Source organism: Gordonia sp. GONU (genome assembly GCF_024733855.1).
In the GTDB taxonomy this organism is placed as follows: domain Bacteria; phylum Actinomycetota; class Actinomycetes; order Mycobacteriales; family Mycobacteriaceae; genus Gordonia; species Gordonia amicalis.
This window is the reverse complement of sequence record NZ_JANRHB010000027.1, coordinates 14,758-37,476: the sequence shown is the minus strand read 5'-3', so window position 1 is coordinate 37,476 and position 22,719 is coordinate 14,758. Positions and strand designations below refer to the sequence as shown.

The 22,719-nt window shown below is 67.6% G+C and carries 19 protein-coding genes; 10 read left to right on the top strand and 9 right to left on the bottom strand.

Translation table 11 applies throughout. The annotated features are described in order from the left end of the window. Positions 1-17 precede the first annotated feature (17 nt). Positions 18-620 carry a TetR/AcrR family transcriptional regulator gene (locus NWF34_RS19360; protein ID WP_258325841.1) on the top strand — a complete coding sequence of 201 codons (603 nt, stop codon included), beginning with the start codon at positions 18-20 and terminating at the stop codon, positions 618-620. On the opposite strand, the gene NWF34_RS19355 is transcribed toward NWF34_RS19360, so the two are convergent. The 3 genes from NWF34_RS19355 to betT are packed head-to-tail and all read right to left on the bottom strand — an operon-like array spanning position 617 to position 5,909. Further along, positions 617-2,194, bottom strand: coding sequence for a GMC family oxidoreductase (locus tag NWF34_RS19355; protein WP_258325840.1), 1,578 nt, complete (start codon positions 2,192-2,194; stop codon positions 617-619). The two genes, NWF34_RS19360 and NWF34_RS19355, sit on opposite strands and share 4 nt — an antisense overlap. Further along, on the bottom strand, positions 2,191-3,705 hold the full coding sequence (locus NWF34_RS19350; protein ID WP_258325839.1) for an aldehyde dehydrogenase family protein: 1,515 nt from the start codon (positions 3,703-3,705) through the stop codon (positions 2,191-2,193). Before NWF34_RS19350 ends, NWF34_RS19355 begins: the two co-directional genes overlap by 4 nt. Continuing rightward, positions 3,702-5,909: a choline BCCT transporter BetT gene (gene betT / locus NWF34_RS19345; protein WP_258325838.1), complete on the bottom strand. Its 2,208-nt coding sequence runs from the start codon at positions 5,907-5,909 to the stop codon at positions 3,702-3,704. The genes NWF34_RS19350 and betT overlap by 4 nt, the downstream gene beginning before the upstream one ends. A 99-nt stretch (positions 5,910-6,008) precedes the next feature. On the opposite strand from betT, the gene NWF34_RS19340 reads away from it, so the two are divergent. The 4 genes from NWF34_RS19340 (at position 6,009) to NWF34_RS19325 (ending at position 11,387) form a co-directional block, all read left to right on the top strand. Continuing rightward, positions 6,009-6,767 carry a VOC family protein gene (locus NWF34_RS19340; protein ID WP_258325837.1) on the top strand — a complete coding sequence of 253 codons (759 nt, stop codon included), beginning with the start codon at positions 6,009-6,011 and terminating at the stop codon, positions 6,765-6,767. A gap of 285 nt (positions 6,768-7,052) precedes the next feature. Next, complete coding sequence (locus NWF34_RS19335; RefSeq protein WP_024500160.1) at positions 7,053-9,599, top strand: ATP-dependent Clp protease ATP-binding subunit; 2,547 nt, start codon at positions 7,053-7,055, stop codon at positions 9,597-9,599. Between the two features lie 106 nt (positions 9,600-9,705). After that, complete coding sequence (locus tag NWF34_RS19330) at positions 9,706-10,572, top strand: enoyl-CoA hydratase-related protein (RefSeq protein ID WP_191834719.1); 867 nt, start codon at positions 9,706-9,708, stop codon at positions 10,570-10,572. A 317-nt stretch (positions 10,573-10,889) separates the two neighbouring features. Further along, entirely contained in the window at positions 10,890-11,387 is a 498-nt protein-coding gene (locus NWF34_RS19325) for an HNH endonuclease (protein WP_024500158.1), read from the top strand. A gap of 28 nt (positions 11,388-11,415) precedes the next feature. Here NWF34_RS19325 and NWF34_RS19320 read toward each other — a convergent pair whose 3' ends face one another. Both NWF34_RS19320 and NWF34_RS19315 read right to left on the bottom strand, forming a co-directional pair. Continuing rightward, positions 11,416-12,108: a DUF305 domain-containing protein gene (locus NWF34_RS19320; RefSeq protein WP_191834720.1), complete on the bottom strand. Its 693-nt coding sequence runs from the start codon at positions 12,106-12,108 to the stop codon at positions 11,416-11,418. Beyond that, positions 12,105-13,583 (bottom strand): LVIVD repeat-containing protein, encoded by a 1,479-nt coding sequence (locus NWF34_RS19315; RefSeq protein ID WP_248664847.1) that lies wholly within the window; start codon positions 13,581-13,583, stop codon positions 12,105-12,107. The genes NWF34_RS19320 and NWF34_RS19315 overlap by 4 nt, the downstream gene beginning before the upstream one ends. Before the next feature lie 280 nt (positions 13,584-13,863). Here NWF34_RS19315 and NWF34_RS19310 point away from each other — a divergent pair, with 280 nt between their 5' ends. Further along, a complete protein-coding gene (locus NWF34_RS19310) occupies positions 13,864-14,115 on the top strand; it encodes a hypothetical protein (RefSeq protein ID WP_191834721.1) in 252 nt (83 codons plus the stop codon). Between the two features lie 7 nt (positions 14,116-14,122). Here NWF34_RS19310 and NWF34_RS19305 read toward each other — a convergent pair whose 3' ends face one another. Beyond that, positions 14,123-15,355, bottom strand: a complete 1,233-nt coding sequence (locus NWF34_RS19305) for an MFS transporter (RefSeq protein ID WP_258325836.1) — start codon at positions 15,353-15,355, stop codon at positions 14,123-14,125. A 25-nt stretch (positions 15,356-15,380) separates the two neighbouring features. Continuing rightward, positions 15,381-16,277, bottom strand: coding sequence for an alpha/beta fold hydrolase (locus NWF34_RS19300; protein WP_258325835.1), 897 nt, complete (start codon positions 16,275-16,277; stop codon positions 15,381-15,383). A 105-nt stretch (positions 16,278-16,382) separates the two neighbouring features. Here NWF34_RS19300 and NWF34_RS19295 point away from each other — a divergent pair, with 105 nt between their 5' ends. Next, on the top strand, positions 16,383-17,075 hold the full coding sequence (locus NWF34_RS19295) for an SDR family NAD(P)-dependent oxidoreductase (protein WP_258325834.1): 693 nt from the start codon (positions 16,383-16,385) through the stop codon (positions 17,073-17,075). 8 nt (positions 17,076-17,083) lie between these two features. On the opposite strand, the gene NWF34_RS19290 is transcribed toward NWF34_RS19295, so the two are convergent. Together NWF34_RS19290 and NWF34_RS19285 are read right to left on the bottom strand one after the other, a co-directional pair. After that, complete coding sequence (locus tag NWF34_RS19290) at positions 17,084-18,499, bottom strand: amidohydrolase family protein (protein WP_258325833.1); 1,416 nt, start codon at positions 18,497-18,499, stop codon at positions 17,084-17,086. Further along, positions 18,496-19,737 (bottom strand): CoA transferase, encoded by a 1,242-nt coding sequence (locus NWF34_RS19285; protein ID WP_258325832.1) that lies wholly within the window; start codon positions 19,735-19,737, stop codon positions 18,496-18,498. Before NWF34_RS19285 ends, NWF34_RS19290 begins: the two co-directional genes overlap by 4 nt. A gap of 47 nt (positions 19,738-19,784) precedes the next feature. Between NWF34_RS19285 and NWF34_RS19280 the strand changes: the two genes are divergently transcribed. From NWF34_RS19280 to NWF34_RS19270, 3 genes are all read left to right on the top strand, one after another. Next, positions 19,785-20,849 (top strand): enoyl-CoA hydratase/isomerase family protein, encoded by a 1,065-nt coding sequence (locus tag NWF34_RS19280; RefSeq protein WP_258325831.1) that lies wholly within the window; start codon positions 19,785-19,787, stop codon positions 20,847-20,849. A 261-nt stretch (positions 20,850-21,110) separates the two neighbouring features. Then, on the top strand, positions 21,111-21,872 hold the full coding sequence (locus NWF34_RS19275; RefSeq protein ID WP_258325830.1) for a crotonase/enoyl-CoA hydratase family protein: 762 nt from the start codon (positions 21,111-21,113) through the stop codon (positions 21,870-21,872). Between the two features lie 62 nt (positions 21,873-21,934). Next, positions 21,935-22,705 (top strand): SDR family NAD(P)-dependent oxidoreductase, encoded by a 771-nt coding sequence (locus NWF34_RS19270; protein WP_258325829.1) that lies wholly within the window; start codon positions 21,935-21,937, stop codon positions 22,703-22,705. The last annotated feature ends 14 nt before the right edge of the window (positions 22,706-22,719 follow it).

The window sequence follows — 22,719 nt, the reverse complement described above, 5'->3', positions numbered from 1 at the left end:
AGTTACGTGCAGACTGTATGAAAGTCAACCGTCGGACCCAGGCCGAACGCACCGCGGCCACCCGCGCGGCGCTCATCGCCGCAGGTCGCAAGCTCTTCGGTGAACGCGGTTTCGCCGACGTGGGCACCCAGGAGATCGTCGACGCGGCGGGCGTGACCCGTGGTGCGCTCTACCACCAGTTCGGAGACAAGAAGGGCCTGTTCACGGCCGTCTACGACGCGGTGGAACAGGATGTGGTCGCACAGATCGCCGAAGCCGCCGGCGCTCTTGCCGCCGAGGACCCGATCGCCGCGCTCAAGACGGGCATGCGGCTCTTCCTCGAACTCTGCACCGAGCCCTCGGTACACCGGATCACCCTCGTCGAGGCACCGTCCGTCCTCGGCTGGGCGCAATGGCGCGCGCGAGGTGAAGAGTTCGGCTTCGCCCTTGTCGAGGGGTTGATCCAGGCCGCGATCGCGGCCGGTCAGGCCGTCGATCAGCCGACCCGACCTCTCGCCCACGTCGCGATCGGTGCGCTCGACGAGGCCGCCCTGTACGTCGCTGCGGCGCAGGACCGGGAGGCGGCGACCGTCGAGGTCGCCGCGGTCCTCGATCGCATCGTCGACTCGTTCCGGACCTAGCTGCCGGCCACCAGCTCGGCACACCGTTCCCCGACGAGCATCACGGTCAGGTTCGGGTTCACTGTGGTGTGCTCGGGGAAGACCGACGCGTCGGCGACGCGCAGGCCCGCCACGCCCTTGACCCGCAGTTCGGGGTCGAGCGGCGACATCTCGTCGTCCGGCGGTCCCATCCGTACCGTGCCCACCGGGTGGTAGACGGTGTTGTGGGTGCGTCGGATGTAGTCGGCCAGTTCCTCGTCACCGGTGGTGTCCGGTCCCGGATACAGTTCGCGCGCAACCCATTCTCGCAGCGGTGCGGCGGAAGCGATCTCGCGCGCCTTGCGCAGGCCTGCGGTCATGATCGGCATGTCGTAACCCTCGGGGTCGGTGAAGTACCGCGGGTCGACGCGCGGCTTGTCCCGGAAATCACGGGAGCGCAGCTTCACCGTGCCCCGCGATCGCGCGTGGGTGACATTCGGGGTGAGGCAGAAGGTGTTCTCACTGGTCGGGTACCCCTGGCGCAGGGTGTGCATGTCGAAGGGCACGCTGCCGTAATGCATCATGAGGTCCGGCCGATCCAGATCATCGTCGACGGTCGTGAAGATGCCGGCCTCCCACCACTGGGTCGACTCCTGTGTCATGGGCTTTTTCGTCTCGAATCCGATGACGCCCTCGGGATGGTCCTGGAGGTGTTCGCCGACGCCGGGGGAGTCGACGAAGACGTCGAGTTCGTGCTGACGAAGATCATCGGCCGGCCCGATCCCCGAGAGCATCAGCAGTTTCGGGGTGTCGATGGCCCCCGCCGACACGATCACCTCGCGTCCGGCGTCGATCCTGGTCGTCCGGCCGAACGCGTTGTCGGTGATGTCGACGCCGACGGCCCGGAGCTCGCCGTCGATCTTCTCGATGACGATCCGCTTGGCCCAGGATCCGGTACGGATCGTGAGATTCGGCCGATCGAGGTGCGGGTGCAGATAACTCACCGACGACGACGCCCTGATTCCGTCGGGACGTCGGTTGATCTGAAAAAAGTTGGCGCCGTTGACGACCGTCTTCCCGCTGTTGAACTCGGTCCGCGGGATGCCGACGGCCTCACAGGCATCGAGCACGGCGACACCGCACGGGTCGTTCGGCGGCACCGTCATGATGTGGACGGGTCCGCTGCGGCCGTGATGGTCGCCGGGGGCGTCGTTGGTCTCGATCCGAGGGAAGAGTCGATACAGCTCCTCCGAACCCCAGCCTGCACAACCGAAGTCGCGCTCCCAGGAGTCGAGGTCCTCTCGCGGTGCCCAGAACGCGATGCAGCTGTTGTGGGAACTGCAGCCGCCCAGCACCTTTGCGCGGGCGTGCCGCATGAAGTCGTTGCCGTTGCGCTGCGGCTCGATGGGATAGTCCCAGTCGTACCCGGATTCGAGCAGCTCCATCCAACGGTCGAGTCGCAGGATCGCGTCGTCCCCGACATCGGACGGGCCGGCTTCCAGCAGGCACACCGTGACCGACGGGTCCTCGGACAACCGGGACGCCACCGCGGCGCCCGCCGAACCGCCGCCGACGACCACATAGTCGTAGGTCTCCGTGCCGTGCGACTCGCTCACTGCGGCCCCTTCCGGTTCTCGAACCAGCCGGTCACACCCGGCCGGAGGTTCTCGTAGACGTGCTTGGCCTCGCGGTACTCGGCCAGACCCGACGGTCCGAGCTCACGCCCGAAGCCGGACTGGCCGTAGCCGCCCCACTCCGCCTCGGGTAGGTAGGGGCCGAAGTCGTTGACCCACACCGTTCCTGCCCGTATGCGTCCGGCGATGCGGCGGGCGCGGGCGGCGTCGGCCGACCACACCGCCCCGGCGAGACCGTAGACGGTGTCGTTGGCCAACCTCACCGCCTCGTCCTCGGTGGTGAAGGTCTCGACGGTCACGGTGGGGCCGAAGGCCTCGTCGTGCACACAGGCCATCGAACGGTCGGCGCCGTCGATGACGGTGGGCAGGTAGAACCAGCCGTCGTCGAGGCTGCCCGACCCCTGGTCGCCGGTCGCGAAGGCGCCGCCGGTCCGGATCACCGCGCCGTCGGCTCGGGCCTGTTCGACGTAGGCATGCACCTTGTCGCGATGCGCCTCGGAGATCAGCGGTCCGGTCTCGGTGCCCTCGGAGTACGGCAGTCCCAGACGGATCTGCTCGGCGCGCCGGACCAGTTCGTCGACGAACCGGTCGTGCGCCGACTCCTCGACGACGAGTCGTGCGCCCGCGGAACACACCTGACCCGAGTGCAAGAACGCCGCGTTGAGTGCGTTGTCCACCGCGGCGGCGAGCAGATCGTCGGTGGCGCAGGCGTCCGCGAACACGACGTTCGGGTTCTTGCCGCCGAGTTCGAGGGCCACCTTCTTCACCGTCGCCGCGGCCTCGCGCGCGATGACCCGCCCCGTCACCAGTCCGCCGGTGAAGGAGACCAGGTCGACGTCGGGATGCGACGACAGCGGCGCGCCCGCATCCGCTCCGGCGCCGAGTACGAGGTTCGCAACCCCGGCCGGAAGGCCGAGGCCGTCAAGAACTTCCAGCAGGAGGATCGAGGTGTGCGGCGTCAGCTCGGCGGGTTTGAGGACGAAGGTGTTGCCGGCCGCCAGGGCGGGCGCCACCTTCCATGCCGCCTGCAGCAGCGGATAGTTCCACGGCGTGATGAGGCCGCAGACGCCGACCGGTTCGTAGACGATCCGCGAATCGGCATCGGGCGACCCGGTGTCGACGATACGACCGGCGTCCTGCGCGGCCAGCTTTCCGAAATACCGGAAGCAGTTGGCGATGTCGGTCATGTCGATATCCGACTCATACGGACGTTTGCCCGTGTCGAGGGTCTCGGCTCGGACGAATTCGTCTCGGCGCGCATCGATCTGATCGGCGACGCGGAGGAGGAGATCGCCCCGCTCGGCGGCCGGGGTGGCGCTCCACTCCCCGGCGTCGAAGGCGCGCCGGGCAGCGGCGATCGCCGCCTCGGTGTCGTCCGCGGACGCCTCGGCGACCACGCCCACCATGGAATTGTCGGCCGGGCAGCGTATCTCGCGGGTCTTGCCGGATCTCGCGGCGCACCACCGGCCGTCGATGTAGAGAGTCTCGCTCATGGAGCAGGCGCTCCTTCCGGATCGCTGTCGGGTATGTCCGCCTCTGCGACCGTACCGGCGTTCGTGAATCCGGTGCCGGCGACGGTGTCCGGGAGGTCGGCGGCAGGGTCGTGGTGATCGGCGGCCGAGTCACGTAGATGGAGATAACCCAGATGTCGTTCGTACTGATCGAGAATGTCGCCGATGATCTGTTCACGGTTGTACCCCGACAACGAATATCCCTGTGAACCCTCGGTCAGGTATACCTCGCACCGGAAGTACCGGTCGTCGGAACGCTGGCTGCGAACCGCATACGTGGGCGTCGGTGCGGACACCGGCCACACGCAGTACTCGAAGGCCGGGACGTCGGCGAGTTCGACGATGAGGCGAGGCGACGGCAAACCCTCGTTGACCGCCGACTCGTCGACCGTCGCCGTGACGCCCTCCCGACCGAACTGTTCCGCGACCTCGTGCATCGCCGGGACAACCGTCGCCGTGATGTACCTGCGGGTGGCGACCCGACCGGGGAACCGGAGTGTTCCGACCAGGCGTTGTCGCCAGCTGCCGTGTTCGGTCGGCCCGCGTCCGACCGCGATCACCTTCGGCAGCGTCGTACGGAAGCTGTCGAGTTTGTACGACTCGTTGCGTACCGCACGCAGTAGTGACACCCCGATCAGGCCGAGGACGAAGGAGAACGGCAGACCCATGATGACGGTCGCGGCCTGCAAGGTCAGGATCGATCCGTCGCCACCCCCGGCGAACAGCATCGACAGGGTCAGCAGGCCGATGGCGACCGACCAGAAGATGCGAAGGGAGCGTTGGCAATCGGCCATCGGGTCGGTGAGGCGGCTGGTGAAGTTGCCCATCACCAGCGAACCCGAGTCGGCGCTGGTCACATAGAACAGCAGGCCGGTGATGGTCGCGACACCGATCAGCAGCGTTGCCCCCGGGTACTGCTCGAGCAGCGAGTAGAAGCCGGCCTCCGGGGTCGAGGCGGTGGTCTCGGCGAACTCCTGATCACCGCGGGCGACAGCCAGGGCGCTGTTCCCGAAGATCGAGATCCAGATGAGGATGAAGCTGAACGGGACCACGAGGACGCCGAAGATGAACTGCCGCAACGTCCGTCCGCGGGAGATACGCGCCAGGAACAGTCCCACGAACGGCGCCCAGGCCACCCACCAGGCCCAGAAGAACAGCGTCCAGCCGTCGACGAAGGCCCGAGCGTCCTGTCCCGGCGCGGGATTCACCTGATCCCACGCGAAGGTGTCGAGGGTGCGGTCGGCGAACGTCGACACGTAGTCGCCCGCGTTCTGGACCAGACCGTTGAGCAGGAAGCCCGCGTCCTTGGCGACCGTGATGTAGACGAGCATCACGATCGCGAGGATCACGTTGATCTCGGACAACCGCCGAATACCCTTGTCCACACCGGACGTCGCCGATGCGGTGGCGATGACCACCGACAGGGCGATGAGCCCGATCTGGGCGGCCTTGCCCTGCTCGATGCCGAAGATCTCGTTGAGGCCGAAGTTGAGCTGTACGACGCCGATTCCCAGCGAGGTCGCGATGCCGAAGATGGTGCCGAGCACGGCCGCGACGTCGATCGCGTCGCCCCATCGTCCCTCGACGCGCTTGCCGAAGATCGGGTACAGGGCCGCGCGGATGGTCAGCGGCAGGTTGTGCCGGAACGCGAAATAGGCCAGAGCGCCGCCCATCAGCGCGTACATCGCCCAGCCGGTGATCCCGTAGTGGAAGACCGTCCACGTCACGGCTTCCCGTGCCGCGAAGTTGCTCTCCGGGACGCCGGTCGGCGGGGTGAGGAAATGGGTGACCGGCTCGGCGACCGAGAAGAACATCAGGTCGATACCGATGCCCGCGGCGAACAGCATCGACGTCCAGGTGAACAAGCTGTACTCGGGACGGGACTCTTCCGGCCCGAGGCGGTACCGCCCGTACTTGCTGACACCGAGGAACACGACGAGACCGACGATCGCGGTGGCGAGGATGAAGTACCACCAGCCGAACCAGCGGGTGATGAAATCGCGGACGTCGTTGATGACGGTCTCCGCCGCAGCCGGTGCGGCCAGCGCCCAGATCGCAAAGGCGAGCACGATGGCGGCCGACGCGACGAAGACGGTCAGGTTGACCGAACTCGGACGTCGTGACGGTTCCCCGGTGTCCGGGGAGGCGGGAGTGGACGGGACTGCAGGTCTTTCGCCGGCACTCATGACCTGTGACGCTAGCCTCTCCTGATCGGGGCGGTCGGGTGAATTGCCCGACTCGGTCGTGACCGATGAATTCGGCGCCCTCGTCCGGTCAGGATTGGTATGGCAACCGCAACGATCGGCTCAATGCTCCTGTCCAGCGACGACCCCGCACGACTCGCGCACTGGTACGCGACGGCGTTCGAGGCGAAGGTCGAGTCCACCGGCGACGGCGGGCCCGGCTACGACGTCGTCGAACTCGACGGCTTCTACCTCATGTTCGACAAACGCGACGATGTGTCCGGCCCCAACCGCGACGGCGCCCGCTCGATCCTGAACGTGGAGGTCGACGACCCGCGCGCGACCGCTGCGCGCCTGGACTCGCTCGGCGCCGAGTGGATCAGTCCCCTCGAGGAACGCGACGGCAACTTCCTCGGGACGGCCACCGATCCCGACGGCAACTGGATCCAGATCGTCTGGTTCTCCGACGCGGAGGAGATCGCGCTGGGGCCGCCCGCGTCGACGTGCAGCACTTTCGCGGTCCGCGACCTCGACGAGGCCGAGCGCTTCTATCGGGACGTCCTCGGAATGCGGGTGCTGCGCTATCCGATGGGTGTGGCCGGTGTCCGGGTGAGCCGTCAGACGACGGTGATGGTGTACCCGAAGGACGATCACCGGTCGGGGGGGTTCACCGTGCTGAACATCGCCGTCGACGACCTCGCGAAGACGGTCGACGACCTCGTCGGCAAGGGGGTCGAGATCCTGCGCTACGACGGTTTCGAGCACGACGAGCGGGGCATCGTGCGGGGTGGTGACGGGGAGCCGGACATCGCCTGGTTCACCGACCCGTCGGGCAATATTCTCTCGGTCTTGTCGGTCTGAGCCCGGTTCTTCCTCATATCGGGTGATATCGGGTGATCCGGCGGCCCGTTCGCTCTCGGCGTAGCGGACCGGGAACACCGCCCCGGCCTGCGCAGTTGTACAGTGCACATCCCCGCCGTCGCGGTCAATCCGTGCAGTCTGCACGGGCGTTAACTGCAGGTACACCCGAGACGACCTCTAGAGTAGAAGCAGGCTGGTCGTCGCCTACCCGCACCGCGTTGTCCCGACCGGACACACGAGGTGGTTCTCGCGGCGGCCGGGGCGCTAGCAATGTGAGGGAGAACAATGTTCGAACGGTTCACCGACCGCGCGCGACGGGTTGTGGTTCTGGCCCAAGAAGAAGCGCGGATGCTCAACCACAATTACATCGGTACCGAGCACATCCTCCTCGGCCTCATCCACGAGGGCGAGGGCGTGGCTGCCAAGGCGCTCGAGTCGCTCGGGATCTCTCTGGAAGGTGTCCGCAGTCAGGTCGAGGAGATCATCGGCCAGGGCCAGCAGGCGCCGTCCGGGCACATCCCGTTCACCCCGCGTGCCAAGAAGGTGCTGGAGCTCTCGCTGCGCGAGGCCCTGCAGCTCGGCCACAACTACATCGGTACCGAGCACATCCTGCTCGGCCTCATCCGCGAGGGTGAGGGTGTCGCCGCGCAGGTCCTGGTCAAGCTCGGCGCCGACCTCAACCGGGTCCGCCAGCAGGTCATCCAGCTCCTGAGCGGCTACCAGGGCAAGGAACCGCAGGAGGCGGGCACCGGCGGTCGCAGCAGCGAGTCCGGCACCCCGTCCACCTCGCTGGTCCTCGACCAGTTCGGTCGCAACCTGACCGCTGCCGCCGCCGAGGGCAAACTCGACCCGGTCATCGGCCGGGAAAAGGAAATCGAGCGGGTCATGCAGGTCCTGAGCCGCCGCACCAAGAACAACCCTGTTCTCATCGGCGAGCCCGGCGTCGGCAAGACCGCCGTCGTCGAGGGCCTCGCGCAGGCAATCGTCAACGGCCAGGTCCCCGAGACGCTCAAGGACAAGCAGCTCTACACCCTCGACCTCGGTTCGCTGGTCGCGGGCAGCCGCTACCGCGGTGACTTCGAGGAACGCCTGAAGAAGGTCCTCAAGGAGATCAACACCCGCGGCGACATCATCCTGTTCATCGACGAGCTGCACACGCTCGTCGGCGCAGGTGCCGCCGAGGGTGCGATCGACGCCGCCAGCATCCTCAAGCCGAAGCTGGCCCGCGGCGAGCTGCAGACCATCGGTGCGACGACCCTCGACGAGTACCGCAAGTACATCGAGAAGGACGCCGCTCTCGAGCGTCGCTTCCAGCCGGTCCAGGTCGGTGAGCCGTCGGTCGAGCACACCATCGAGATCCTCAAGGGTCTGCGTGACCGCTACGAGTCGCATCACCGCGTCTCGATCACCGACGGTGCGCTCGTCGCCGCCGCCACGCTGGCCGATCGCTACATCAACGACCGGTTCCTGCCGGACAAGGCGATCGACCTCATCGACGAGGCCGGTGCACGCATGCGCATCCGCCGGATGACCGCGCCGCCAGACCTGCGCGAGTTCGACGAACGCATCGCCGACGCGCGCAAGGAGAAGGAGAGCGCGATCGACGCGCAGGACTTCGAGAAGGCCGCCAGCCTCCGCGACAAGGAGAAGCAGCTGGTCGCCGAGCGTGCCGAGCGGGAGAAGCAGTGGCGCAGCGGCGACATGGACGTCGTGGCCGAGGTCGACGACGAGCAGATCGCCGAGGTCCTGGGCAACTGGACCGGTATCCCGGTGTTCAAGCTCACCGAGGAGGAGACCACGCGTCTGCTCCGCATGGAGGAGGAGCTGCACAAGCGGATCATCGGCCAGGAGGACGCCGTCAAGGCGGTCTCGAAGGCGATCCGACGCACCCGCGCCGGCCTGAAGGATCCGAAGCGTCCGTCGGGCTCGTTCATCTTCGCCGGCCCGTCCGGTGTCGGTAAGACCGAGCTCTCCAAGGCACTGGCCAACTTCCTGTTCGGCGAGGACGACGCGCTCATCCAGATCGACATGGGCGAGTTCCACGACCGGTTCACCGCGTCGCGTCTGTTCGGTGCCCCTCCCGGCTACGTCGGTTACGAGGAGGGCGGCCAGCTCACCGAGAAGGTGCGCCGCAAGCCGTTCTCGGTAGTGCTGTTCGACGAGATCGAGAAGGCCCACTCGGAGATCTACAACACCCTGCTGCAGGTCCTCGAGGACGGCCGTCTCACCGACGGTCAGGGTCGTACGGTCGACTTCAAGAACACCGTGCTGATCTTCACCTCGAACCTCGGTACGAGCGACATCTCCAAGGCCGTGGGCATGGGCTTCTCGTCGAAGGACGACACCAAGTCCGGCTACGAGCGGATGAAGCAGAAGGTCAACGACGAGCTCAAGAAGCACTTCCGGCCCGAGTTCCTCAACCGTATCGACGACATCGTCGTGTTCCACCAGCTCACGCGTGACGAGATCATCCAGATGGTCGACCTCATGCTGACGCGCGTGGAAGCTGCGCTGAAGAACAAGGACATGTCCCTCGAGGTCACCGACCGCGCGAAGTCGCTGCTGGCCAAGCGCGGTTTCGATCCGGTGCTCGGTGCGCGTCCGCTGCGTCGCACCATCCAGCGCGAGATCGAGGACCAGCTCTCGGAGAAGATCCTGTTCGGCGACATCGCCCCCGGACAGATCGTCCTGGTCGACGTCGAGGGTTGGGACGGCGAAGGCGACGGCGAGGACGCCAAGTTCACCTTCACCGGTTCGGAGAAGCCGCGTGCGGTTCCGGATGCACCGGTCGAGCTGTCCAAGGCAGGCGACGGCGGTTCGGACGCGAGCTGACCTCAGCTGATCTGACACAGACGGCGGCGTCACCCGAAAGGGTGGCGCCGCCGTTTTGTATCGGCCGCCTGCATCGTCGGTGACGGCTCTCGATAGCATCACCCGTGTGACGAGCGATACATCAAAGGCCGGCCGGAAGGCCACCCAGGCCGAACCCACCATCACCGTCGAGCGCGACGGCGACATCGCGATCTTCTGGCTCAACCGCCCCGATCGTCTCAACGCCTTCATGGTGCAGATGGGCGAGGAGCTCCGAGCGGCATTCGACGAGACCGACGCCGACGACTCCGTGCGCGCCGTGGTGCTCACCGGTACCGGTCGGGCGTTCTGCGCCGGCGCCGACCTGGAGGAAGGCGGGTCCACCTTCGACGCATCCTCGGAGGTCGCCGGCGACGAGGTCCCGGCGGACGAGGGCGGCAAACTGACGATGCGCATGTTCGCCTCGCTGAAGCCGATCGTCGCCGCGATCAACGGCCCGTCGGCCGGTGTCGGCGTCACCATGACCCTGCCCGCCGACGTCCGGATCGCTTCCGAAGATGCCAAATTCGGCTTCGTCTTCGCCGCCCGCGGCCTCGTTCCGGAGGCGGCGTCGAGCTGGTTCCTCCCGCGACTCGTCGGCCTGCCGACCGCTCTGCAGTGGACGATCGGCGCCAAGATGGTGCAGGTCGACGAGGCGCACGAGCGCGGACTGATCCAGCAGGTCGTGCCGAAGGACAAGGTCCTCGAGACCGCGATCGCCGTGGCGCGCGAGATGACCGCGGGCAGCGCCCCCGTCTCGGCCGCACTGACCCGCCAGCTGTTGTGGCGGATGGCCGGGGCGCCCAGCCCGCTCGACGCCCATCACGCCGATTCGAAGGCGATCTTCTATCGTGGCCAGTCCGGCGACGTCTACGAGGGCGTCATGTCGTTCCTGGAGAAGCGGTCGGCGACATACCCGAACACGGTGTCGGAGGACCTCCCCGACATCTTCTGAGATCGGCCCGGCAGGCCGCGAACACACTGTGTTCAGCACGTGAACATCGGCGAACACACGGCTTGAACGGTGGCAGGCTCCGCTGACCGCGGTTATCGTGGCGGACAGCAGACCAGAAGAGAACTGAAAGGAGGTGGCGCAGATGTCGATCGGTATGGCGGTGTTCGTTCGCGAGTGGCGGATGACCGACCTCGGCTGCCGGTACGGGCTACCAGCCCGAACCCGGTCCGGACCAATCACATCCAGCGTCACCAGTTCCTGAGGTCGTGAACCTCGATGGTCGGCGCGCTCACTCGCCCACGCATCGAGGAGTATCCATGACCATCTTCGTCACGAATGCGGGATTACAGATCCTCGCGCGCGTCACCTGGCGGCGCGCTGCCGTCCTGCTGACCACCGAGGTCGCGCGCAACGTCGAGGGCACCCCCCTGGTGCGCGTGGTCCATTCGCCGACGGTGTCACTGCCCATCCACAAGGTGGTGGCCATCAAGCGGGACGCCTACCGTCCGTACGCAGGCAAGACGATGGATTCCTACGCCTCCAACGCGACGATCCTCCGTCGTGACCAGTGGATCTGCGCCTACTGTGACGGTCCCGCCGACACGGTGGACCACATCCTGCCGGTATCCCAGGGAGGGCCCAGCACTTTCGGCAACCAGGTCGCGGCGTGCAAGTCCTGTAACGGTTTCAAGGCCGACCGGACTCCCCGGAAGGCGGGAATGGCGTTGCGGCACGCCCCCTTCGTCTACGACCCGTGGGCGGCGGACCAGAAAGAGGTCTGGGAGATGTTCACGTTGCATCCCAAGACCGACTGACGGCCCAGAGGGGTTCAGTCCAGAAGGTTCAGGTGGGCAGGGGTTCGGCGCCGCGTTCCTTCAGGAGCATCGACATCTGACCGATTTCGTTGCCCTGGTCGCCGAGCATGTTCAGGGCGAGTTGCTTTGTCGCCGGTGCGGAACGGTCGTCGTTGTACGCCGCCTGAGCCATCTCGAGACCGCCGCGGTGGTGCCGGATCATCAACTGCAGGAACAGTTTCTCGGCCTCATCGCCACGCAGTGTGGCGAGTCGGCCGAGTTCGTCGGTGCTCGCCATGCCCGGCATGGGTGGGGTGTCGGGCGTCGCCGCCGACGGCTGGCCGTGTGAATGCGAATCGTCGTGGGGCATCCATGACATCGGCGAGTCCGAGGTCAGCGGCAGCCCGAAGAACTGCAGCCAACCGCGCATCGTGGCGCTCTCCGCGGACTGGGCGACGACGAGCTGGTCGGCCAGTCCGCGGATCGTCGGGTCCACATCGGGGGCGGCGAGAATCGTCCGGGCCATCAGCAGTGCCTGATCGTGGTGCGCCGACATGTCCTGTGCGAAGCCGATGTCGGCAGCACTCATCGTCGTCACGTCGTCCTGCGAACCAGGTGACCACACCGAACCCACGACGATTCCGATCGCCACGAGCAGTATCGCCAGCGAGGTCAGTCCGGCGATCTGCGGCCACGCGGGTCGCTGTCTGCCGGTGCGCCTGTCGGTGTGCCGTTCGGTCATCCGAGGAACGAATCCTGATCCGGCGGCGGGGTGTAGACCCGGCTGCTCAACTCGAGCGCGTAGAAACCGCCGTCGGAGCAGGTGGTGAAGATCCTGTTGCCGCGGAACTCCGGCGGGGAGAAGCACCAGTCGGTGGCCATGTCACCACCCACGACCATGCCGATCCGCGGACCGATCATCTCGTTCAGCTTGGCTCGCCCGTTCGCGAGAGACATTCCGAGGCTGAGGAATTCGATCCCCGGGGCGCCGATGATCGAGCCCAGCACGTGCGGCGAGTTGGGCCGGCCGAGCGCGGTGGCGCCCTTCTGTGCCGGCGGGTTGTAGTAGGCGATCTCCTTGATCGCGGAAAGGTCGCGGATGTCGAACACACGGATGCCGGATGACTCCCACGCACAGGCCAATGCCGTCGGATCCTTCGGACGGTCGACCGCGCAGTAGTGCGGGTTGCTGCCGAACAACGAACCGCCCATGGACGACCGGAACTGGGTGTCCTGATGCTCGGGCAGGTTGATCTCGAGCTTGAGTTGTGCGGCGTACCGCGGTGTGTTGACCCGGGAGACGTCGAAGATCTTCACGCCGCCCGAACCGCCCTCATCGGCGGTGATGACGTGCGGTGTACCCCGATAGGTGACCGGGATCGAGTGCTGGTTGAGCTGGCCGTCGGGCCACAGATACGCGGCCACATGCGGGACCTGCGGGTAGGGTGCACGCCGTTGGACGGCGCTGATGTCGAGGACCGTGACACCCGCCATGTTCGACAGGTACATGCGGTTGCCGTCGGGCGTGATGCCGAAACCATGCCCCAGGAAGCTGTGCAGACCCTGCCAGATCACCCGCGGATTGCGCGGGTCGGAGACGTCGATTGCACTCAGGTGCCCCGGAGCGACCCCCGACGCCCAGTACGTCCGGCCGTCGGGCGACCAGCCACCCTCGTGCGAGGTGAACGGGATGGGGTAGGCGATGCCGCCGCCGCGGGCGTTGAGCAGCTTGGGACGGGTGCAGTCGGAGATGTCGTAGACCGCGAAGAAGCCGGCACCCCACAGAAGCGGAACCCCGGTCGCGGCGAGCAACTTGCGCTTCTTGTTGACCTTCAGGGTCTCCCAGGTGCCACCGCGCATCGCGGTGTCGGTGAGCGAGCCCACCACTCGCGGCTTCCGGGGATCGGAGGCATCGATGACCTGGACGCCCGGCTGAGGCATGAAGTTGTTGCCGGGGAACAGGCTTCCGGTGTAGCTGCAGTGCTCGAACGACGCCGACACGATGCCGCCGCCCGCGGCGGTCACGTTGCCGAGTTTCGTCAGGTTGCAGTGGTAGCCACGCATGCTGCGACCGGACAACCGGTCCTCGGCGCTGACGTCGCCCTGCAGGCCGGGCTCCGGTCGTGAGCCCGGACCGCAATCGGCCTTCGGTACCGAGCTTTCGGAGATGTCCGGGAACCAGTGGTTCGCGGCGGTCGCCGGTGCGGACACCAGCATCGTCGACACGAGCAGCGCCCCGGCGACGAGGCAGGCGACCGCGTGCAGTCGCCGCCGCATCGTGTGAATACCCCATCGATCTGGCGTCATCGCCCCTCCGATCGTGACCTGAGTCACGCTAACCCGGTGAGGTGAGACGACGGGGCACATTCGTCGAAAGACGCACGTCGGCCGACCGAACGACTCCGGGACAGCCGGGGAACATTCCCGACCCGCTCCCGCTCCAAGTACACGAACGCAGCAGACAGCCCGCACCGGCGGGCACGACGAAAGGAACACCATGAGCACCCAGATCCCCGCAGACGGAATCGTGGTCGACACCGACGATGACGGCTACGCCGAGTCGATCGCCTACGACACCAACGACGACTGCGTGATCGACCTGATCGAGGCCGACAGCGACGGTGACGGCTGCACCGACATCGCGGTCGCCGACACCGACTGCGACGGCATCTTCGACACCGCGGTCGACGATCAGGGCAACGTCGAGGTCGGCGACTTCGGCAGCATCGACGGAAGCGACGCCGTCTGAACCAGGCTCAGTCGATGGCGGGTTCGGGCCCCACCCGCGATCGGCTCCTCCGGTCGGCGACGAAGGCGAGGAATGCGGCGGCCAGGCATGCGGCCGCGCCGACACCCAACCCCACCCGCGGATTGGTGGCCTCGATGATCGCGCCGATGAGCGGACCGCCGATCGGCGTCGACCCCATGAAAGCCACTGACCACAGCGCCATGACCCGTCCTCGCATCCGGGGTTCGGAGTTGAGCTGGAGAGTGGCGTTGCCGGTCGACATGAACGTCACGCTGAGCCAGCCCACCAGGAACAGTGCGCAGATGGCGGTGATCAGGTCCGGTGCCAGCGCCGCCGCGGCGATCGTGATGCCGAATCCGAACGCGGCCAGCGTGAGCGGCCGCAGTCCGATGGTGCCGCGCGCCGCGACGACGAGCCCCCCGACGACCGCGCCGACCCCCATGGCCGACGTCATGAAACCGAGAGCCTGTGGCCCACCGTCGAAGACGAAGTCGGCGGCAGCCGTCAGGGTGACCGGGAAGTTGTATGCCAGGGTGCCGACCAGGGCCATGGTGGCGAGGGGAATCCACAGTGACGGGATGCCGCGGACGTAGCGGATGCCCTCGCGCAGCTGTCCTTTCGCGCGGGGGACGGGGGGCTCCTGGGTGATCTTCGTGCCGTCGAGCGCGATGAGCGAGACGACCACTGCCAGGAAACTGACCGCGTTGATCGCGAAACACCAACCCGCACCGACGAGTGTGAGGATGACGCCGGCGACGGCCGGACCGACCGCGCGAGCGGCGTTGACCATCACCGAGTTCAACGTGACCGCGTTGCGGATCAGCGATTTCCCGACGATCTGATGAATGAATGCCTGTCGCGCGGGCTGTTCGAAGGCGTGTCCGAGGCCGAGCAGCACCGCGAGGATCGCCACATGCCACACCGCCACCACCCCGGCGAGAGTGAGTGCGGCGAGCACCGCCGCCAGCAGGCCCATCATCGCCTGGAGGACCGTCAGCAATCGCCGACGGTCGACGCGGTCGGCGATGACACCGGCATAGGGTCCGATCAGGAGAACCGGCAGAGCCTGCAGCGCGACGATCAGGCCGAGGACCGACGCCGATCCACTCAACGTCAGCACCAGCCAGGCCTGGGCGGTTGCCTGCATCCAGGAGCCGGTCATCGACACGGACATGCCGGCGAAGAAGATCCGGTAGTTGGGGACGTGCAGAGAGGCGAAGACGCTGTCGCGCGGGGTCATCGACATCCATGCTAGGCGCGGGGCATCACCCCGGCCCGAGCCCCACCCGCGCCGAGTGCTCGCGGAGAACGTCGTCGATGACGTCCATCAGGGCCAGCGGTTGTTCGAGGGGGATGTGATGACCGGCGCCGGGGAACTCGACCACGCGCGCCGGTTCATCGAGCTCGGAGGTGACGATGTCGATCATCGCCGCCGTCACGACACCGTGCTCGCCGTGGACGACGCTGAGTCGGCAGGCGCTCGGCGGCCGCGGCGGGAGATCCGTCAGATCGTCGGCGAACCCGCGGTCGAACTTCCACCGCCACCCGTCGTCGTCGCGGACGACGGACTGCCGGGCGACATGGTCCTTGGCGTAGTCGAGGCTCGCGTGGTCGGGCACGAGGCGGAACCGTTCGAGCGCTGCGTCGAGCGAGGGATAGTGCTTGCTGCGTCGAGGGATGCCTCCCTCGGGCTGGTCGCGCTGGATCTCGTCCAGCATCTCGGCGTCGAGAACGCGCGAGTCGACGAGCACGAGGTCGGTGATCAGGTCGGGGTGGGCGATCGACGTCCGGATGCCGACGAGGCCGCCGAGGCTGTGTCCCACGAGGACCGCGTGGTCGCCCGCCTCTGCGGCCTCGGCGACGGCGGTGACCTCGTCGGCCCAGGTGTCCAGGGTGTAGGAGTCGCGCCAGTCGCTGTCGCCGTGGCCGGACAGATCGAGGGCGACGACGCGACGTTCTCCCGCATACCGCGGCGCGATGTGGTCCCACCAGCCGGCGTGAGCCGCACCGCCGTGGACCAGGAGGAGACCGGGCGAGCCGGGTTCACCCCAACAGCGGTAGGTGATGCGCGCACCATGGACGGTGACCGACGAGTGCTCGGGTTTCGTCGCGACGGCCGTGCGGAACCACTCCGGGGCCTCGGAGGTGACGTTCGTGCTCATCGACACAGCCTCTCACGCATACGGTGAGATGAATGCACACATTCAGACACCTGCGATAGTGTCGCCGATGTCGAACGAAGTGCGAGAGACAAGGACGGACTGGCGATGGCACAAACGGTGATCGTGTCGGGCGGCACGGGCGGACTCGGTTCCGCGGTCACGACGAAGCTGCTCGACGACGGTTGGCGAGTGGTGGTGCCGTGGGTCGCCGAAGAGGAATTGTCGCGGCTTCCCGAGTCCGATCGGCTCGTCACCCTCCGTGCCGATCTGTTCGACGAGTCGTCGGTGGCAGAGGTCGTCGCGACCGCGGCGGGGGAGTCCTCGGCGCCGGTGACCGCGGTGGTCAACCTGGTCGGCGGGTTCGCGATGGGGGAGCGCGTGGACGCGACGCCGGTCGAGGAGTTCGAGCGGCTGCTCCGCCTCAATCTGCGGCCGCTGTATCTGCTGTCCGCGGCGGCGATCCCGAAGCTGATCGAGGCGGGTGGCGGATCGATCGTAGGAGTGTCGGCGAAGGCCGCGTTCGCGCCGTTCTCCGGTGCTGCGGGTTACATCACCTCCAAGGCCGCCGTCTGGGCGTTCATCAGTGCCCTCGCCGCCGAGTACAAGGACGACGCCATCCGGGCCAACGCGATCCTGCCGTCGGTGATCGACACCCCGGGTAACCGGGATAGCCAGCCGGACTCCTCGCGTAAGGGTTGGGTGTCGCCGCAGACGATCGCCGAGACCGTCGCCTTCCTGGTGTCCGACGCGTCCGCCGCGGTGACGGGCGCGCAGGTTCCGGTGCCCGGCGTCGGCTGACAGCCGGATCATCCCTCACGCCGGTAGGCGATTCGACCGCGGATCATCGTGCAGTGTAATGCCTCCCGGCCGGTCCGCAGTGCTGACTCAAGCGTGTCGTCGAGCAGGACGAGGTCGGCCGGTTCGCCGGTGCGGACCGTTCGCGGCGCTGCGCCCAAGGCGCTCAGCGGCGTCAGGTAACGATCCAACGCTGTCACGCGGTCGAGCTTCTCGTCGGCACCGACCGTGCGGCCGTCCGTGGCGAGACGGTCTGCGGCCGCGGCGATCACTTCCCACGGGTCGACGGGGCCATACGGTGCGTCACTCGACATCGCAAGCGGCACACCGCGTTCGAGGAGGGATGCGCACCGGTAGAGGTCGGGGACGTCCGAGGCGTCGAGGCGATCCAGATAGTCGTCACCGCGTACCGCGATGAATCCCGGTTGGGTGACGACGGCGATCTGCGTGTGGCTCAACTCGTCGACGGTCTCGGCAGCGATGATCGCACCGTGTTCGATCCGATCGTCCGGCCGACGGCCGACCTCGTCGAAGGCGGCGAGGAGCAGCAGGAGGGCTTCCCGGGTCACGCAGTGCGCGGCGACCCCGCGTCCCCGCGAATGCGCGGCGCGGATCCGCTCGCACAGGCTGGGGAAGTCGGGGAGGTCGGAATCGGCCAGCACGATCTTGAACGGGCCGACGGTCACCGTCGGCGGGAGGTCGGGGGTCGCATCGAGTGGGACTCCCAATAGGTGAAGTCGTTGTGGCACAGCCCCGTTCACATGTGACGAGACGAGTGCGTCGAGGGACTCCGTCGACAGTTCCGGCGTGGCGTCGGTGACGCCGGTGATGCCGAGTCGGGCCAGTTCGGAACCGACCTGCGACAGGTCGGGTGGACGGGAGTGGCCCATCCGCTCACGAAGCCAGTCGTCGGCGCGCCACACGCGTCCGGTCGGTGCGCCGGAGTCGTCCCGTTCGACACCGGGATGTTCGGCGGTCCGCAACCCGACGGCCTCGGCCGCGGCGGTGTTGAGGAACCACACCGCGCCGCTGCGGTGCTGGATGCGGACCGGTCGGCGGGAGTGGAGGCGATCGAGGGTGGTGCAATCGAGCAGCCCGGCAACGGTTTCCACGTATCCGACGCCTCGGACCCAGCCGGCGGGGTCGAGATCGGGGGCGCGGTCCAAGGTGGCGGCGAGATCGTCGGAGCTCGTCACCAGCGGCGGACCGCACTGCACCGACGCCGAGGCCGCCGCGAGCGCATGGAGGTGGATGTGATGGTCGTGAAGGCCGGGGATGAGCGCTCCGCCGTCGCCGTCGATGATCTCGAATCCTCTGATCGCGTCGCCTGCGAGATCCACGCCGACCGCTGTGATCACACCGTGGTCGACGGCGACGTCGCGGACTCCCGCGGGGAGGGTCACACGGCGGAACAGCGTCGCGCTCATCGGGTGATCCCCAGTTCGGCGAGCACCGAGTTCGTGTCCCGCCCCGACGGTGCGGCGTCGGCGGAACCGGCCCGTGCCCGGGGCGGATCGAGTGGGACTGTGCCGGAATCGGTGTCGACCACCCACTGATCGCCGTCGCGGTACGCGGGTGGCGGCGGTGGTCCGCCGAGGGTCGAGGCGACCGTGGCGCGCATCGACAGGTCCCACAGTGCGCCGCGACCGGGACCGGGTTCACACATCGCGAGCGCGGCTGCGGTCAGCCCGGACAGCGGGTCGGCGATCGCGTCGCCCACGAACATCAGGCCCGCGTCGTCTCCGGTGACCAGTCCCGCCGACGCGGCGACGTCGTCGCCGAAGCCGATGCGGTCGGAGTCGCGCCCGGCGGCGGTGATGGAGATCCAGGTGGTTCCGGAGGCGACGAAATCCTCGGCGCGCAGGCCGAATCCGCGCAAAGCCCGTGGTCGGGACGCTTCGATCACGATGTCGGCGGCCGCGACAAGTCGTTTCAGCGCGGTCCGTTCGGTCTGGACCGTCGGGTCGAGGACGACCGACTCGTGCCCTGCGTGGAGCAGTCGGTAGAAGTCGGGGTCTCCGCGCCGAGCACCGTCCGGACGTTGCGGTGTCTCGATCTTCACCACTCGCGCCCCGGCGAGACCCAGCAGGTGTGCGCACAGCGGGCCGGCCCACAGGGCACTGAAGTCGACGACGAGCAGGCCGTCGACCGAACGCGGAATGCCATTCGGGCGCAACGCGTCACGTGCCTGACCGGCGATCTCGTCGCCGTGAGCGACACCGCCGCCGGCGATCCCCAACAAGGTGGCGCGTGTGTCGAAATCCGCTCGGGTGTGCTGGGACGTCCACTCGGCGACCGCCGGCCAGACGCTGTCCTCCGTCACCTCGCGTTCGATCAGCGCACCCAGCAGTAGTGGGTCGTCGGGGCGGGCGGAACTCACCGCGACCCAGCCGTCGTCGGCGGGCAGGAGGCGCCCTGATCCGCCGGGGGTGAGGTCGCCCTGCCGAGAATGCCCGGTCAGTGCGGCGCGCTCGGCGAGCAGGGCAGCGCCGTCGATGTCGGCCGCGCCGTTGCTCGCCTCCTGAATCCAGTCGCCGAGTTCCCGCGCGAGAGTCGCTGCCCGCCCGGGTGGGATGAGAGGTGGGCCGTCGGATCGGCCGGTGAGATGCGGGATCCCGCTGGCGGCCCAGTCGCGCACCGGATCATGGGACGCATGGCTGGACACGGGCGAAATGCTACCGTCCGCACGTAAAGCTCAGGAGGTTCACCGCCATGCAGACCCGTCGTATCTCGATCGCCGACCTGGCCGCAGCACCGGTCATCGGAGGTGGGGACCTGCTCGGGGACGGTGCCGCCGTCGCGTCGCCGGTCGCGCTGGTGGACCTCGACACCGTGGACGGCGTGGCCGACGACGACCTGGTCCGGGCGGCCGACCGCGCCTCGGCATCGGACGTCATCCTGGTGGGGACGTCCACCAGGATGATCGATGACGAACTGTTCCCTCTGCTGGATGGCCTCGATCTCACGTATGGCCCACCCGGCACCGACCATCGCGCGGTGATCGGCGTCGACGACGTCGAGGCGGCAATCCGGAACTTCACCGACCCGGTCTCACGCTGCCCGCAGGCCTCGCTCGTCGCCGCGCAGGTGGTGCGCGCAGCCGAGCCGCTCGATCCCGTCCCCGCCATCGATGTCGAATCCCTGGGCTACTCGACACTGCAGGGTGGCGACGAATTCGGCCGGTGGCTGCAGGAGCGTCGCGCCAAGGGGCGCCCGCTTCCGCCGCCCGCCGTCGACGCGGTGCTGCTCGACCGCGACGGTGACACCCTGCGCATCACCCTCAACCGGCCCGAACGCCGCAACGCCTACGGCACCGCGCTTCGCGACGCACTCGTCGAGGCGCTGCGTCTCGCGGTACTCGACGACTCGATCGGCCACGTCCTCGTCGACGGCGCGGGCAGCTCGTTCTGTGCGGGTGGCGACCTCGACGAGTTCGGACACATGCCCGACGCGGCGACGGCCCACCTGATCCGCACCCGCGGGGGAGCGGGTCGACTGGTGGCCGCCCTCGCCGACCGCGTCGAGGTCCGCCTGCACGGTCACTGTGTGGGCGCCGGCATCGAGATCCCCGCCTTCGCAGGCCGCGTCGTCGCCGCCCCGGACACCCGTATCCGTCTGCCCGAGGTGTCGATGGGCCTCATCCCGGGAGCCGGCGGCACCGTCAGCGTGCCCCGGCGCATCGGACGGTGGCGCGCCCTGCACCTGTTCGTGACCGGCGCCGAGATCGACGCCGTGCAGGCTCTGGCATGGGGGTTGGTCGACGAGATCGGTTCCTGAGCTCCGCAAACCCACCCCTTTTCGCCATTTCCCCCCCCTTTCGCGCGGGTGGTGGAAATGGCGAAAAAGGGTGGATTTGCGGCTGAGTTCGTCCGACCTGCGTCAGGTCACCACGGCGACACTTGTCTAACTCAGTTCGTTCATTTTCCCCATTGGGCGGCCCCTTTCTGATTACGATCACTCGTGAGCTGCGGCCGACGCCGCCCGATTCCGCGTGAGCGCGTTCGCAGCGATCGTCGAATCGGTGAGGGGTCAGCGACAATGTCCGACGCAGTTCTCGTGGAGCGCCGGGGGCGCATCCTCGTCATCACGATCAACCGGCCGCAGGCGCGCAACGCGATCAATCACGAGGTGAGTCAGTCGCTCGCCGACGCGATGGACGAGCTCGACAATAGTCCGGAGCTGTCGGTCGCCATCCTGACCGGTGCTGGTGGGAACTTCTGCGCCGGAATGGATCTGAAGGCGTTCGCCGCCGGTGAGTCGGTGGCCATCGAAGGGCGCGGGCTGGGCTTCACGCAGAAGCCGCCGACCAAGCCGGTCATCGCGGCCGTCGAGGGGTTCGCGCTCGCCGGCGGAACCGAACTGGTCCTCGCCACCGACCTCGTCGTCGCGTCGAAGTCGGCGAAGTTCGGCATCCCCGAGGTCAAGCGCGGACTTGTCGCCGGTGCCGGCGGACTCCTGCGCCTGCCCAGGAAGATCCCGTACCAGAAGGCCCTCGAGCTGGCGCTCACCGGCGACAACTTCACCGCCGAGCAGGCTGCGGACTGGGGCTTCGTCAATGTCCTCACCGACGAGGGTGGTGCGCTGGACGGTGCTCTCGCCCTTGCCGAGCGCATCACCGAGAACGGCCCGCTGGCCGTCGCCATCACCAAGCGGATCATCGCCGAGTCGGAATCGTGGAGCGACGACGAGAAGTGGGACCGTCAGGGCGAATTGCTGGCGCCGGTCTTCACCTCGAAGGACGCGATCGAGGGTGCCCGCGCGTTCGCGGAGAAGCGCAAGCCCGAATGGACCGGCGCCTGAGCGTCGTCCGCAGTCAACTGCCCGCTGTCAATCTGACCATGAGATCGATTTGAGGAGAACAGATGTCGTTTGAGGGTGAAGTCGTACTGGTGACGGGCGGTGCCGGTGGACTCGGCGCGGCGACGGTGCGGCGTCTGCATGCCGCCGGTGCGTCGGTCGTGATCGCCGACCTGGCCGACCGGCCGGCGAAGGAACTCGCGGAAGAACTGGGCGAGCGGGCGGTCTACGCGCGCACCGACGTGCTCGACGACGATTCGGTGGACGCCGCGCTCGATCAGGCGAGCGAACTCGGCGTCCTGCGTTATGCGGTCATCGCGCACGGCGGTTTCGGTGTGGCACAGCGGATCGTCAATCGCGACGGTTCGCCCGCAGAGATGAAGGGGTTCGTCAAGACCCTCAACCTGTATCTCACCGGAACCTACAACGTCCTGCGTCTCACCGCGGCGAAGCTCGCCGCCGGCGAGCCCAAGGAGTCCGGTGAGCGCGGTGCGATCGTGATGACCAGTTCGATCGCCGGTTACGAGGGTCAGATCGGGCAGACCGCCTACGCCGCCGCCAAGGCCGGCGTCATGGGTCTCACCCTGTCGGGCGCGCGCGATCTCGGCTCGGTTGCGGTGCGCCTGAACACCATCGCTCCCGGCACGATGCGCACGCCGATCATGGAGTCGATGGGGGAGGAGGCGCTCACCAAGTTCGCCGCGGGTGTGCCCTACCCCAAGCGACTCGGTCTCCCCGACGAATTCGCGGCGCTGGCGCAGCATCTGCTGGAGAACGGCTACATCAACGGGGAGATCGTGCGCCTCGACGGAGCGCAGCGGTTCCAGCCGCGCTGATCACAAACGCCTAA